Consider the following 13680-nt stretch of genomic DNA (forward strand, 5'->3'; position numbering starts at 1 on the left):
CGATCTAGTGGGTACGGCGCGGGCCGCTGCGGGGACCGCTCCGCGGGCCGCGGGGCCCGCCGTGGCGGTGCTCGCCGCCGTGCCGGTCGCCGTTCGGGCGCGGACGGCGCGGCTGCTCGAGGTCCGGCTTCACCGGGACGCCGCTGGGCTCGCGCGCGCCGGTCAGCTCGGTCAGCGCGGCGTCACCGGCGCGGACCCGAGTCTCCGCCGGCTCGACGCCCGCCTTGCCGAGCATCGCCAGCGTGCTGCGGCGCTGCTTGGGCAGCACCAGCGTGGCCACCGAGCCGGACTCGCCGGCCCGGGCGGTGCGCCCGGCCCGGTGCAGGTAGTCCTTGGCGTCCCGCGGCGGGTCGATGTGGACGACCAGCGTGACCCCGTCGACGTGGATGCCGCGCGCGGCGACGTCGGTGGCCACCAGCACGGTGGTCCGACCTTCCTTGAACTCGGCGAGGGTACGGGTGCGCGCGCGCTGGGTCTTGCCGCCGTGCAGGCCGCCGGCCCGGACGCCCACCGCCGCGAGCTGCTCGACCAGCCGGTCGACGCCCATCTGGGTGCGGGCGAACATCATCGTGCGGCCCTCGCGGGCGGCGATCGACGCGGCGACCTGGAACTTGTCGTGTGGCGGGATCAGCAGCAGGTGGTGGTCCATCGTCGTGACGCTGGCGGACGCCGGCTCCGTGGAGTGCGTGACCGGGTCGGTCATGAACCGCTTGACCAGCGAGTCGACGTCGTTGTCCAGGGTCGCCGAGAACAGCAGCCGCTGGCTGCCGGCCGGCGTCTTCGCGAGGAGCTCGGTGACCTCGGGCAGGAAGCCCAGGTCGGCCATCTGGTCGGCCTCGTCGAGGACGGTGACCTCGATGTCGTCGAGCGAGCAGATGCCGCGGTTGATCAGGTCGCCGAGGCGGCCCGGGGTCGCGACGATGACCTCGACGCCGCGCTGGAGCGCGTCGATCTGCCGGTCGTAGGGCACGCCGCCGACGGCGGTCTTCAGGAAGACGCCGAGCGACTTGCCCAGCGGCAGCAGCGCGTCGTTGACCTGCATGGCCAGCTCGCGGGTGGGCACCAGGACCAGGGCGCGCGGGTGCTTGGGCCGGGCCCGCTCGCCGCGGGCGACCCGGGCGAGCACCGGCAGGCCGAAGGCGAGCGTCTTGCCGGAGCCGGTCTGGCCGCGGCCGAGCACGTCCTTGCCGGCCAGCGCGTCCGGGACGGTGGCCTTCTGGATCTCGAACGGGGTGACGATGCCTTCGCGGGCCAGGGCCCGGACCAACTTCTGCGGCAGGCCGAGCGAGTCGAAGCTGTCGCGGGCCTCTTCGGTGCCCTCGGTCACGGCAGACGGGTCAAAGATGGACGGAAACGTGCTGGGGTCAGCAAACGCGGTCAAGTGGGGCCTCTCGTGGGCGGGCCATCTCGCGCGTCAGTCAAAAACCAGGGGCCAGGGTGTGCCCGCTTCGCAAGATCGCCCATGGGGCGCGGAAGCGCGCCGGTCGATGAACTTGACGAGTGTACGGTGCGTGGCCGCCTGACGTCACATCGAGGCGGCTACGGGTGTGCGGCATCACGCGCGCGGGTTACCCGAGGAACCCCGTGATCGAGTTGCTGACGAACAGGACGACGAGCGCACCGATGCCGATCAGCACGCCGAGGCCGATGGCGAGGAACAGGCCCACCTTGGCGTAGCTGCGCTTGGCCGGGGCCGGCTCGGAGCGCCCCTGGGCCAGGATGTGGCCGGTCAACGAGCCGGAGTTGTCCATCGTCGCGGCGGGATAGGCGGTTGGGAAGGCCGTCGTCATCTCCGGCGGGTCGTCCGACTGGCCGTAGAGCCGGCCACCGGGCCGCTGCCCTTGGGCCCAGCGTTGGTAGTCGGCCGCCGCGGGCGAGGTGCCGGGCGCGGTCGGGTTGGTCGACTCCGGCCAGCTCGGCAACGCCGGGGCGGGCGTCGCGGTGGCCGGCACCGCCGAGACCGCGGGTGGCGGCGGGAACGGCGGTGCGGGCGTGGGGCCCGGCGGAGGCCCGGGCGGCGGCACCGGTGGCCCGGGTGGCGCGGGCGGCCTCGGTTCCGGCACGGGCGGCACCGGTGAAGGCGGCGGCTGCGGGATCGGAGACGGTGGCACCGGCGGCGGGCCGGGTGGCGTCGGGCCGGGACCGGGCGGCGGGCTCGGCGGCGGGCCGGGTGCCGGGAACGGCGACGGCGCCGGCTCCGGGCCGGGGAAGGGCGGCTGCGGGTGCAGCGGCGGCTCCGGCTGTGGCTCCGGAGGCGGGGCGGGCCGCCGCGGGGGCGCCGGGCGACCGGGCTCTGGCTCCGGCTTCGGCTCGTCCGGCTCGGGCTGGTCGGGTGTGGGCTCGTCAGGGGCAGGGCGGGCCGGCTCAGGCTCCGGGTCGGGTTCGTCGGGACCTGAGCTTGACGCGGAACCACCTCCCAGGTCCGCCTCGCCGGCCCGGTAGACCCGGGCGCTGCCGCTGCTGACGGACGGCACCCCGTAGGGCAGGTCCGCGGCGGAGGGCCGGCGGGCGCCCGGCACGATGACCCGCGCCTTGGCGACGCGGGCCGTGGATCCCTGTTCGGGCGCCTCTACCGGCACGACCGATGCGGGGGTACTGGCCGCCCAGCCGGACCGCTGTGCCGGGATGGCCGACGCGGCCGGTTCACCCTCGGCCGCGACCGGCTCGACCCCGGGCAGCGAATAACCCGGGGCGGCCGGCGCGGCGGTCGGGCCGGCGGCCGGCTCGGGTCGGACGTAACCGGGCGACTCCTGCTCGGCCTTGTTGAACGGCACCGCGAAGCCGGACCACGGTGACTCGTCGGCGACCGGCACCTTGGGCACCCGCCGGTCGAGCGGCGGCACAGGCCCCTTGGCCGCCACGGGTGTGATCGGCGCGGCCCGGCTGGGCAGCGGCGCCTCGGCGGGCGCCGGCGCCTCGGCCGGCGCGGCGCTCTCGCCGGCCTGGTAGGTGCCGGGCACCGGCGGCACGGCGACATGCTCCGCGTCCGGCGTGGTGCTGGTGCGCACCGACGCCCGCCCGACGGCCGAGGTCGTCGTGCCGGCGGCGGGCGCGGTCGGGATGTACGAGATCTCCGAGACTGGCGTCGGCCGCGTCCAGCCCGGCGCGGGGTCGGGCCAGAGCGCACCGTCGCCGGAGGGCGCCGGCGGCGGCTCGTACGCCTCGGGTAGCTCTTCCACCCCGGACGACTCGGGCAGCACCGTGCCTACCGGCGGTGGCGCCGGCAGCGGCGGCAGATCGGCGGGCCGGCCGCTGGGCGGCTCTGACTCGTCGATCCGTGCGTCGTTGGACTGCTGCGGCTTCTCGTCCATCGCTGCCTCCCTGCCCGCCGCCGGGCGCGCGGATTCGCCCGGCGCGGCGTGCCAATGTCACATCGTGGCACAACCGCACACCCCAGTACGCCGGGAAGCGGCCTCAGCTCCCTGACGTGCCGGTCGGCGTGGCGGCCGAGTCGGTCGCCGGCGGGTCCTCCTGGGTCACCGGTGGCGCGGTCTCCTCCGTGTCGTCGTCGACCGGCGGATTGGTCGTCTCGTCCGTCACCGGCGTCTCCGGCGTTTCGGTCGGATCGTCCGTGGGGTCGGTGGACGGCGGCGGGTCCACCGGCTTCGTCGGCTCGACGACCGGGGGCCGGGTCGTCTCCGGGGGCTTCGTCACCACGGGCGGCTTGGTGGTCGGCGGCGTGGTCGTCGGAGGCGGGGTCGTCGCCGGCGGGGTGGTCGGCGGCGGCGTGGCCTGCTGCGCGGGGAAGATCCGGGTGGCGCCGTAGAACCGCGACCACCAGACCGTCGACACCTTGACCACGTCGCCAGTGGTCGGGGCGTGCACCATCTTGCCGCCGCCGATGTACATGCCGACGTGGTGCACGGTCTGCCAGCTCGACCCCGAGGCGAAGAAGATCAGGTCGCCGGGCAGCAGCGCCGACCGCGAGACGCTGCGGTCGCGGCTGTAGTAGTACTGGTCGCGGGCCACCCGCGGCAGGTCGCGGAAGCCGGCCGCCCGGTAGGACGCCCACATCAGGCCGGAGCAGTCGAACGAGTCGGGACCCTCGGCCGCCCAGACGTACGGGTCACCGAGCTGCGCCAACGCGTACCGGACGGCGACCATCGCCTTGTCGTTGGCCTTCATCCCGGCGACGCTCTCGCCGGAGACGTATTGCGCGCCGAGCCGCTGCTCGGCGCGCTCCTGCTCACGCTCGTAGGCCTCGACGGCCTCGATGTTGTCGGCCCGCAGCGCGCGCAGCGCGTTTTCCTTGGTCTTGCGGCTCTTCTCCAGCGCGCCCGCGTCGGTGACCAGCTTCTGGTGCTTCGCCTGCATCGCGGCGTAGTAGGCCGTGGCGTTCTGCTCGGCGAGCCGGGCCCGCTCCACCTCGTCGCCGGCGACCTCGGGGTGCGTCCCGGTCGACTGACCGGTCAGCATCCGCCGCAACGTGTCGAGATCCTGCATGTCGCGGTCGTAGGTGCCCAGGGGCAGCGCGGCGGCGGCCTTGAGCGCGTCGGACGCGGCGCTGTCGGCGTTGCGCTGGGCGGCGGCCAACTGGTCGCGCTTCTGGCGCAGGTTGGTGTCGGCCAGCGCCAGGTCGGTGGCGGCCTGGTCACGCTGCTGCTGGAGCTCCAGCACCCGCTCGCCGAGCATGGCGACTTCGGTCGCGCTGGCGTTGATCCGGGCGGCCAGCGGGCCGCTGGCGACCAGCGACGGGAGCTGCGGAACGGTGGTGGCCGGCGGCTGGCCGGGAAGCTGGATCGTGCCGAGCGGCTGGGGCCGGGAACCGGCATCGGGCACGTTGTTGGGGTATGGCGGATCCGCCGCGCGCGGGGTGGCCGATGCGGGCGAGCCGAAACCGGCGGCCGCGGCTGCGGTCGCCGTGAGCAACGCGGCCCACGCCACTGGTCTGATGACCCGCATGTGCGGGACGTCGCGGCGATTGGGCTGCCGGCGCGTCATGATCCTCCCCGGATGTCGCGTTGTGACGAGCGAACGCCGGGCGGCACATTACGTCCTGGTTCGGACGCGAGGAGGCCTCTGGTGTATCCCGTCACACTCGTTACTACCGCAAAACTGTGGCCACTGTCGATGGCAGCGGCGGTAACGAGACGCTGAGAACCGGTGAACGGTGGTGGCCAATCAGTGATCATCGGACGGCGGCACGTACGCTCGCCTGCATGGACGAGGCACGTAAGCACGAGCTCGAGGAAAAGGTCTACGCGGGTATCCGACTTTCCCGGAAAGACGGCGAGGACCTCTACGAGTGCGATGACCTGGCCTGGCTCGGCCGGCTGGCACACCACAAGCGCACGGAGCTCAACGGCGACCGGGTGATGTTCAACATCAACCGGCACCTCAACCTGACCAACGTCTGTTCGGCCAGCTGCGCCTACTGCTCGTTCCAGCGCAAGCCGGGCGAGAAGGACGCGTACACGATGCGCATCGACGAGGCCGTCCGCAAGGCCAAGGAGATGGAGAGCGAGCAGCTCACGGAGCTGCACATCGTCAACGGCCTGCACCCGACGCTGCCGTGGCGCTACTACCCCAAGGTGCTGCGCGAGCTGAAGGCGGCGCTGCCGAACGTCAACCTCAAGTGCTTCACCGCGACCGAGGTGCAGTGGTTCGAGAAGATCAGCGGGCTGTCCGCCGACGCGATCCTCGACGAGCTGATGGACGCGGGCCTCGAGTCGCTGACCGGCGGCGGTGCGGAGATCTTCGACTGGGAGGTCCGCCAGCACATCGTCGACCACGCGTGCCACTGGGAAGACTGGTCGCGGATCCACAAGCTGGCGCACAGCAAGGGCATGAAGACCCCGGCCACGATGCTGTACGGGCACATCGAGGAGCCGCGGCACCGCGTCGACCACGTCATGCGGTTGCGTGAGCTGCAGGACGAGACCGGCGGTTTCGCGGTCTTCATCCCGCTGCGCTACCAGCACGACTTCGTCGACTCGCAGGACGGCAAGGTGCGCAACAAGCTCCAGGCGCGCACCACGATGGCTTCGCCGGCCGAGTCGCTCAAGACGTTCGCGGTGTCCCGGCTGATGTTCGACAACGTGCCGCACGTGAAGTGCTTCTGGGTCATGCACGGCCTGTCGGTCGCCCAGCTCTCGCTCAACTTCGGCGTCGACGACCTGGACGGCTCGGTGGTCGAATACAAGATCACACACGATGCCGACTCGTACGGCACGCCGAACACGATGCACCGCGAAGACCTGCTCAACATGATCGGGGACGCCGGCTTCCGGCCGGTCGAGCGGGACACCCGCTACAACGTCGTGCGCGAGTACGACGCGCCCCCGTCGCTGGCCGAACGCCGCGCCGAACCGCAGGACGTGATGTCGTGAGTCCCACCGTCAAGTACACGCTGGCCCGGCTCGGGCTGTTCGTGGTCATCTTCGCCGTGCTGATCCCGATCCCGATGGGCCTGTTCCTCAAGCTCATCCTGGCGCTGGCGTTCTCGGCGACGATCTCGTGGTTCTTCCTGCGCACCTGGCGTGACCAGATGGCGCAGCAGCTCGCCGACACGGTCGACAAGCGCCGCGCCGACAAGGCCAAGCTGCGGTCGGCGTTGGCCGGCGACGACGAGCCGCCGGCCACCGCTCCGTAACTACCAGTTGGTCGAGCCGGCTACCTTCGGCCAGGGCTTCCACCACGGCTTGATCAGGTACGCGATGCCGCCGGTGCCGCCCGAGGTGCCGCCGTTCGCGTTGATCCGCTTCGTGCGCAGCCAGATCTGCTCGAACTGGCTGCGCTTGTAGACGTTGCGGACCACGTCGTTCGACGAGCTGGCCGGGTCGTTGATGATTACGTCGCCGTCCGCGGTGAAGCCGACGATCACGAACAGGTGCCCGGAGGTGCCGTAGTTCGCCCCGTCCAGCTCGCTGGCCAGGAACGACTGCGAGGTGACGATCGGGATGCCGGCGGCGATGAAGCGTTCCGCCTCGTCAAGTGAGTGCAGCCGGGTGACCTTGCCTTCCAGACCGGGGAACGACGCCGCGTACGCCGTGTTGAACGGCCAGTTCCCCGCACCGTCGTACGTGTAGTCGTAGGTCATCCGGGCCGCGTGGTTGACCGACGGGTCCGGGTAGGTCGGGTCGACCCACGCGGTGTCGGCGGCCGACGGCTTGCGACCCCAGTACTCCACGACCATCTCGGTCGAGGTCGGTGAGCACCAGGCCTCGCCGCCGCCGTCGTACTCGGGATAGTGCCCCTCGTGGATGTTCTGCGAGTAGGTCGGGACGTCCAGCTCCTTGCCCCAGGCGATGTGCCCGGCGCTCGGCGGCACGGTGAACCGGTCGGGCACGTAGGACGACATCGCGCCGAGGGCCCAGACCCGCGGCGCGGCGAGCTGGCCCGGCGCCTTGTAGAGCGTCAGCCGGAGTTGGTACGCGCGCAGCATCACGCCGTTGGCGACGTCGTCGATCGAGAACGTGTCGGTCCAGATCGTCGAGTACGGGTCACCCTGCCGGTTCACCGACGTCCGCCGGATGTCCTGGTCGCCGGAGGCCCACCGCCCCATTACGTACCACGGGGTCTGGTTTCCGGTGTTGTAGGTGCCTTGCATCTCCACCTGGATCCAGGTGCCGCGCGGCGTCTCGGCGTTCCACGAGGCGATCAGCTCGCTCGCGTCGAACCCGACGTCACGCTTCGGCGAGGTCCAGGTGGCGTAGTTCCAGCTGCGGGTCACGCCGGTGTGCGGATCGGTGTATTCGGTCGTCCCCTGTGGACGCAGGATGGTTACGCCACCCTGCAGGCCGGGAACGCCGGGAATGCCCGGCAAAGCCAGGGTGCCCTGGTGCGTGCCGGTACGCCAGTCGCGATAGGTCGACCAGCCCTGGTACGTGATCTGCTCGTCATGGACGGGTGTCGAGGTGGCGGCGCCGGCCGGTGCCGCGAACCCGGCAATCAAGGCAACCGCGCCGAAAACCGCGACGGCCGCCCGCGCTGATGCGTTCATGGCTGTCACTATGTCTGCTGAAAGGAAGTTTCACCAGACCACGCTTCGTTGAAGTTCGTTGCCGGCAGGATGATCGACCTGGCATGGTCCCGCACAAAGACCCATATTGATATGACCATGAAACGGGTGGTGAGGTTCGACCAACGTTCCTCCACCTACCCCCATGGAGGTCATGCATGGCCATCCGTCTGGGCCGGCGCCGCGCGCTGACCGCTCTGGTCAGCACCGCGATCGTCGGCCTGCTAGTCGCCTCGGCCAACCCGGTCTCGGCGAAACCGGCTCCGGCCTGGCCGAGCGCCACCGCCGCGCCCGCGCCCTCGGCCGAGTACCGCGTTCTCGGCCCGAAGAACCAGGCCGACCGCAACGCCGTCGCGCGCACCGGTGCCGCGATCGACTATGTCGAGCACGGCGTCCTCAACGTCACCGCCACCGCCGCCGAGGCCGCGGCCATCGGGCGGCTCGGCTTCAAGCTGGAGCGGGTCATTGCTCCCGCGACCAGCGGTGGGCCGACCACGCTGGCGTTCCCGCCGGCGGACTCCAACTACCACGACTACGCCGAGCTCACCGCCGTGGTCAACCAGGTCGTCGCGGACCACCCGTCGATCGCCCGCAAGCAGTCGATCGGCACCTCGTACGAGGGCCGCGACCTGATGGTCGTGAAGATCTCCGACAACGTCAACATCGACGAGGCCGAGCCGGAGATCCTGTTCAACGCGCAGCAGCACGCGCGTGAGCACCTGACCGTCGAGATGGCCATCTACCTGCTCAACCTGTTCACCGACAGCTACGGCTCGGACTCCCGGATCACGAACCTCGTCAACAGCCGGGAGATCTGGATCGTGCCGACCGTCAACCCGGACGGCAGCGAGTACGACATCGCCACGGGCTCCTACCGGAGCTGGCGCAAGAACCGGCAGCCCAACTCAGGCTCGTCCAATGTGGGCACCGACCTCAACCGCAACTGGAGCTACCAGTGGGGTTGCTGCGGCGGATCGTCCGGCACCACCAGCTCGGAGACCTACCGCGGCCCGTCGGCGTTCAGCGCTCCGGAGACCCAGCGCCTGCGCGACTTCGTCAACAGCCGGGTCGTCGGCGGCCAGCAGCAGATCAAGGCGAACATCGACTTCCACACGTACTCGCAGCTGGTGCTCTGGCCCTTCGGCTACACGACCGCCAACACGCCGAGCGGGATGACGGCGGACCAGTACAACACGTTCGCCACACTCGGCCAGCAGATGGCGGCGACCAACGGCTACACGCCGGAGCAGTCGTCCGACCTCTACATCGCCGACGGCACGAGCATCGACTGGATGTGGGCGGCCCACAACATCTGGGCCTACACCTTCGAGATGTACCCGGGCTCGGCCAGCGGCGGCGGCTTCTACCCGCCCGACGAGGTGATCCCGGCGCAGACCAGCCGCAACCGGGAAGCCGTGCTGTTGCTGCTGGAGGCGGCGGACTGTCCGTACCGCGTCATCGGCAAGCAGGCGCAGTACTGCGGCGGCGGTGGCGGCACGACCGTCTACTCCGACACCTTCGAGACGGCCACCGGTTGGACCGTCAACCCGTCCGGCACCGACACCGCTACCGTCGGTCAGTGGGTTCGCGGTGACCCGGAGGCCACCACCTCGAGCGGCGCCAAGCAGCTCGGCACCACCGTCAGTGGCACCAACGACCTGGTCACCGGCGCGGCGGCCGGCACCTCGGCGGGCGACTTCGACATCGACGGCGGTCTGACCAGCGTCCGCTCGCCGGCGATCACCCTGCCCGCCGGTGGCACGCTGACGCTGAGCCTGTCGTGGTACCTCGCTCACGGCTCGAACTCGTCGTCGGCGGACTTCTTCCGGGTCAGCGTGGTGCACAACGGTGGCACGACGGCCGTCTTCACCCAGGCCGGTGCGGCCACCAACCGCAACGGTGCGTGGGGGGTCGCGAACGCCAACCTGTCCGCGTACGCCGGGCAGTCGGTCCGGATCCTGATCGAGGCGGCCGACGCCTCGACCGCCTCGCTCGTGGAGGCCGGCGTCGACGACGTCCGGATCACCCAGAGCTGAGCATCGACGTCACCGGCGTCCCGCGTTCGACCGCGGGGCGCCGGTGACGCGACTAACGGCCGCGTAACAGCCCTGCCGACCATGGTGACCTGTGCGTTACCGTGCTCCGGACCCCACGCAGCGAAGCCGGTGTGAACCCGGCGCTGTCCCGCAACTGTGATGCCCCCGGTTTTCCGGGGGACAAGCCAGGTCGCCTGCCAAGGTCGCGAACCAGCGCTCTCGAGGAAGGGCGCCTCGCGGGCCGGGCCCAATCCCTGTCGGCGAAGCACCAGACCTCGACCGACAGGAGGCTCTGATGCGATATCCGGCCCGATTCGTCGCCGTCGCCCTCGGCGCGGCCCTCGCGCTCGCCGGCTGCGGCTCCGGCGGCGGCACGGAGAACGGCGGTATCCCGCCGAACACCGACGTCAGCGCCACCGCCGACTTCCCGGCCACCGTCGGCGACGTGACCGTCGAGGCGAAGCCCACCAAGATCGTCTCTCTGTCGCCGACCGCGACCGAGATGCTGTACGCGATCGGTGCCGGCCCGCAGGTGCTGGCGGTCGACGACCAGTCCAACTTCCCGGCCGAGGCGCCGAAGAGCGAGCTGTCCGGCTACCAGCCCAACGCCGAGGCGATCGCCGGCAAGTCGCCCGACCTCGTCGTGGTCTCGAACGACACGAACAACGTGGTCGCCCAGCTCACCCAGCTGAAGATCCCCGTTTACCTGGCGGCGTCTGGCAAGACGATGGACGACAGCTACCGGCAGATCACCGACCTGGGCGCGCTGACCGGCAACCGGCCGGCCGCGGAGGACCTGGCCAAGCGGATGAAGGAAGAGGTCGACAAGCTGGTCGCCGACGTCCCGAAGCGCGCGACCAAGCTCACCTACTACTACGAGCTCGGCCCGGAGCTCTACTCGCTGACCTCCAAGACCTTCGTCGGCGCGCTGCTCGCCCAGCTCGGGCTGGAGAACATCGCGGACCCGGCCGACGCCGACCGCAAGAGCGACGGCTACCCGCAGCTCGCCGCGGAGTCGTTGGTGAAGGCGGACCCCGACCTGATCTTCCTGTCCGACACGGTGTGCTGCCAGCAGACCGCCGAGACGGTCAAGGCGCGCCCCGGTTGGGCCGGCATCACGGCCGTGAAGACCGGGCAGATCGTGTTGCTCAACGACGACATCGGCTCGCGATGGGGTCCGCGCACCGTGGACCTGCTCCGCCAGGTCGCGGACGCGGTGGCCAAGGTCCCGGCCTGAAAACCTTGAAAATCCCCGGCGTACGGTGGCCGTGGCTGCTCGGCGGTGTGCTCGCCGTGCTGGTCGCGGCCATCGCCGGGCTGGCCTTCGGCCCGGTCTCGCTGCCACCGGGCGGGGTCGCGGTCGAGCTGCTGGACCTGATCCCGGGCGTCAACCTCCACAGTGGTCTCTCGGAGCGCGACGCCGCGATCCTGTTGCAGCTCCGGCTGCCCCGGGTGGTGCTGGCCCTGCTCGCCGGCGCGATGCTGGCGTTGGCCGGCGGCTGCTACCAGGGCGCGTTCCGCAACCCGCTGGCCGACCCGTACCTGCTGGGTGCCGCCGCCGGCGCCGGGCTCGCTGTGACCGCGGTGGTCGCGTTGCGGGGAGCCGACCTCGGCGCGCTCCCACCGAGCGTGCCGCTGGCGGCGTTCGCGGGCGCCCTGATCGCGGTCGCGCTGACCTATTTGCTCGGCGTCGGGGGCCGCGACCGCAGCCCGGCATCGCTGATCCTGGCCGGTGTGGCCGTGTCGGCGTTCCTTGCCGCCGGCCAGACATACCTGATGCAGCGCAACGCCGACGACATCCGGGCCATCTACTCGTGGTTGCTCGGGCGCCTCGCCACCAACGGCTGGCACGAGGTGCGGTTGCTGCTGCCGTACGCGGTGGTCACGACCGTCGTCGTGCTCGCCCTGCGCCGCGAGCTGGACGTGCTGTCGGTCGGTGACGACGAGGCCAGCGGCCTGGGCCTGCACCCACAGCGGTCCCGGTTCATCCTGATCGCGGCGGCCTCGCTCGGCACCGCCGCGGCCGTCTCGGTCTCCGGGCTGATCGGCTTCGTCGGCATCGTCGTGCCGCACATCGTGCGGATGCTCGCCGGCGGCAGCTACCGCGCGATCCTGCCGCTGTCGATGCTGTTCGGAGCCGCGTTCCTGGCGCTGGCCGACCTGGCCGGGCGGACCTTCGCCGCACCGGCCGAGATACCCATCGGGGTGGTCACGGCGTTCGTGGGCGGGCCGTTCTTCGTGCTCGTCCTGCGCTCCGCGAAGCGGGTGATCACATGAGTGCCATCGTGGTTCGCGACCTGCACGTCACGCTGGGGAAGGCGCCGATCCTGCGCGGGGTCGACCTGACGGTCTCGGCGGGTGAGTGGGTCGCGGTGATCGGCCCGAACGGCGCGGGCAAGTCGACGTTGCTGCGGGCGATCGGCGGCCTGCTGCCCTCTTCGGGCGCGGTCTCCCTGCTGGGTACGCCGGTCGAGCGCCTGCGCCGCCGGGCCCGCGCCCGCACCGTGGCCACCGTCGCGCAGTCGCCGGTCGTACCGCCGGGCATGTCGGTCTTCGACTATGTGCTGCTCGGCCGCACGCCGTTCGTCTCGCTGCTCGGCCGCGAGTCTTTTGCTGATCTGGAAGCGGTGCGCGCGCTGCTGGAGCGGCTGGACCTGACCGGGTTCGGCGACCGGGAGCTCGACACCCTGTCCGGCGGCGAGCGGCAGCGGGCGTTCCTGGCCCGGGCGCTGGCGCAGGAGCCGTCGCTGCTGCTGCTCGACGAGCCGACCAGCGCGCTCGACATCGGCCACCAGCAGGAGGTGCTGGAGCTCGTCGACACCCTGCGCCGCGACCAGGGCTTGACCGTGCTGGCGACCATGCACGACCTTTCGATCGCCGGCGGCTACGCGGACCGGTTGGTGCTGCTGGCGGAGGGTCGGGTGGTCGCGGCCGGCACCCCGCGCGAGGTGCTGACCGAGGAGATCCTGTCGCGCTTCTACCGGGCCAAGGTCCGGGTCGTGGACGGCGTCGACGGGCCACTCGTGGTACCCGTCCGTTCGGTCAGCGCAGACTGGCCGAGCGGTTCTTAGGTATTCGCGATAGTCGACGGCTTTCGTGATTACCGTCAGGGTTTGTGAGCGTTCTTACGCACCGCACCGCATGGGTGCCCAGCGACGACCACACCCCTCGTAGCGACGCCGCCGAACTGGCGGCCGCGTGGGTGCTCGAACAGGCCCGCGCCCACGCCCTGCAGCCCGTCCTGCGCGACCCCGGCAAGGGTGGCAGTCCTGGACGAGGCCATGCCGTGCTCGCCTACCTCCCCGACTACGACGACGTGCACCACTCGCTCCAGGCCGTCCGCTACGGCGCGTTCGCCGCCGTGGAGTCGGTCGCGTACCCGCTGATCGGTTGGGCCATGGCGACGCGTGCCCTGGACCTGACCACCGGCGAGATCACCGTGGACAGCCGCAGCGAGACCCTGAAGGAGGCCATCGAACGCATCCACTTCTTCGACAACAACGGCTGGACGCGTGGCTTCGGCGCCGACAGCGCCAAGCGCATCCTCGGCGACCTGCCGCCGCCGGACCGCGACAAGGACCTGCTGCTCGGCAGCCTCTGTGCGCTCGGCTCGCGCGGCCGGGCACTCGAGCGGCTCGGCGATCTGGCTCAGCGGGTGTGGAAGAAGATATCCACATGAGCTGA

11 protein-coding genes and 1 riboswitch are annotated in these 13680 nt (G+C 71.2%); of the genes, 7 read left to right on the forward strand and 4 right to left on the reverse strand.

Annotated features, from left to right (window positions below):
* Positions 1-4: 4 nt before the first annotated feature.
* From CHC05_RS23440 to CHC05_RS23450, 3 genes are all read right to left on the reverse strand, one after another.
* Positions 5-1327: a DEAD/DEAH box helicase gene (locus CHC05_RS23440; protein WP_425426829.1), complete on the reverse strand. Its 1323-nt coding sequence runs from the start codon at positions 1325-1327 to the stop codon at positions 5-7.
* Between the two features lie 241 nt (positions 1328-1568).
* Complete coding sequence (locus CHC05_RS41620) at positions 1569-3311, reverse strand: hypothetical protein (RefSeq protein ID WP_089252388.1); 1743 nt, start codon at positions 3309-3311, stop codon at positions 1569-1571.
* A gap of 103 nt (positions 3312-3414) precedes the next feature.
* The gene (locus CHC05_RS23450) at positions 3415-4941 is read right to left on the reverse strand and encodes an NlpC/P60 family protein (RefSeq protein ID WP_089252390.1); all 1527 of its coding nucleotides are present in this window, start codon (positions 4939-4941) and stop codon (positions 3415-3417) included.
* 218 nt (positions 4942-5159) lie between these two features.
* Between CHC05_RS23450 and mqnE the strand changes: the two genes are divergently transcribed.
* Together mqnE and CHC05_RS23460 are read left to right on the forward strand one after the other, a co-directional pair.
* Entirely contained in the window at positions 5160-6329 is a 1170-nt protein-coding gene (gene mqnE / locus CHC05_RS23455; protein ID WP_089252392.1) for an aminofutalosine synthase MqnE, read from the forward strand.
* Positions 6326-6592 (forward strand): DUF4229 domain-containing protein, encoded by a 267-nt coding sequence (locus CHC05_RS23460; RefSeq protein WP_089252394.1) that lies wholly within the window; start codon positions 6326-6328, stop codon positions 6590-6592. Before mqnE ends, CHC05_RS23460 begins: the two co-directional genes overlap by 4 nt.
* Here the strand turns inward: CHC05_RS23460 and CHC05_RS23465 are convergent, their stop codons facing one another.
* Positions 6593-7942: a C39 family peptidase gene (locus tag CHC05_RS23465; protein ID WP_089252396.1), complete on the reverse strand. Its 1350-nt coding sequence runs from the start codon at positions 7940-7942 to the stop codon at positions 6593-6595.
* A 176-nt stretch (positions 7943-8118) separates the two neighbouring features.
* Here CHC05_RS23465 and CHC05_RS23470 point away from each other — a divergent pair, with 176 nt between their 5' ends.
* The 5 genes from CHC05_RS23470 to CHC05_RS23490 all read left to right on the forward strand — a co-directional run bounded on the left by CHC05_RS23470 (position 8119) and on the right by CHC05_RS23490 (position 13675).
* A complete protein-coding gene (locus tag CHC05_RS23470; protein ID WP_089252398.1) occupies positions 8119-9996 on the forward strand; it encodes a M14 family metallopeptidase in 1878 nt (625 codons plus the stop codon).
* A 65-nt stretch (positions 9997-10061) separates the two neighbouring features.
* Positions 10062-10212, forward strand: a riboswitch (cobalamin riboswitch).
* A gap of 76 nt (positions 10213-10288) precedes the next feature.
* Positions 10289-11233: an ABC transporter substrate-binding protein gene (locus CHC05_RS23475; RefSeq protein WP_425426841.1), complete on the forward strand. Its 945-nt coding sequence runs from the start codon at positions 10289-10291 to the stop codon at positions 11231-11233.
* Positions 11167-12273, forward strand: coding sequence for a FecCD family ABC transporter permease (locus CHC05_RS23480; protein ID WP_089252402.1), 1107 nt, complete (start codon positions 11167-11169; stop codon positions 12271-12273). The genes CHC05_RS23475 and CHC05_RS23480 overlap by 67 nt, the downstream gene beginning before the upstream one ends.
* Positions 12270-13067: an ABC transporter ATP-binding protein gene (locus tag CHC05_RS23485; protein ID WP_089252404.1), complete on the forward strand. Its 798-nt coding sequence runs from the start codon at positions 12270-12272 to the stop codon at positions 13065-13067. Before CHC05_RS23480 ends, CHC05_RS23485 begins: the two co-directional genes overlap by 4 nt.
* A 44-nt stretch (positions 13068-13111) precedes the next feature.
* Positions 13112-13675: a hypothetical protein gene (locus CHC05_RS23490; RefSeq protein WP_144022733.1), complete on the forward strand. Its 564-nt coding sequence runs from the start codon at positions 13112-13114 to the stop codon at positions 13673-13675.
* Positions 13676-13680: the final 5 nt, after the last annotated feature.

This window comes from Asanoa hainanensis (genome assembly GCF_900188485.1).
Classification (GTDB): domain Bacteria; phylum Actinomycetota; class Actinomycetes; order Mycobacteriales; family Micromonosporaceae; genus Asanoa; species Asanoa hainanensis.

Bases quoted from the DNA above. Each gene is read 5' to 3' on its own strand.
- CHC05_RS41620 (WP_089252388.1), bottom strand. From the start codon at position 3,311: ATGGACGAGAAGCCGCAGCAGTCCAACGACGCACGGATCGACGAGTCA.
- CHC05_RS23450 (WP_089252390.1), bottom strand. From the start codon at position 4,941: ATGACGCGCCGGCAGCCCAATCGCCGCGACGTCCCGCACATGCGGGTC.
- mqnE (WP_089252392.1), top strand. From the start codon at position 5,160: ATGGACGAGGCACGTAAGCACGAGCTCGAGGAAAAGGTCTACGCGGGT.
- CHC05_RS23465 (WP_089252396.1), bottom strand. From the start codon at position 7,942: ATGAACGCATCAGCGCGGGCGGCCGTCGCGGTTTTCGGCGCGGTTGCC.
- CHC05_RS23470 (WP_089252398.1), top strand. From the start codon at position 8,119: ATGGCCATCCGTCTGGGCCGGCGCCGCGCGCTGACCGCTCTGGTCAGC.
- CHC05_RS23480 (WP_089252402.1), top strand. From the start codon at position 11,167: ATGGGGTCCGCGCACCGTGGACCTGCTCCGCCAGGTCGCGGACGCGGT.
- CHC05_RS23485 (WP_089252404.1), top strand. From the start codon at position 12,270: ATGAGTGCCATCGTGGTTCGCGACCTGCACGTCACGCTGGGGAAGGCG.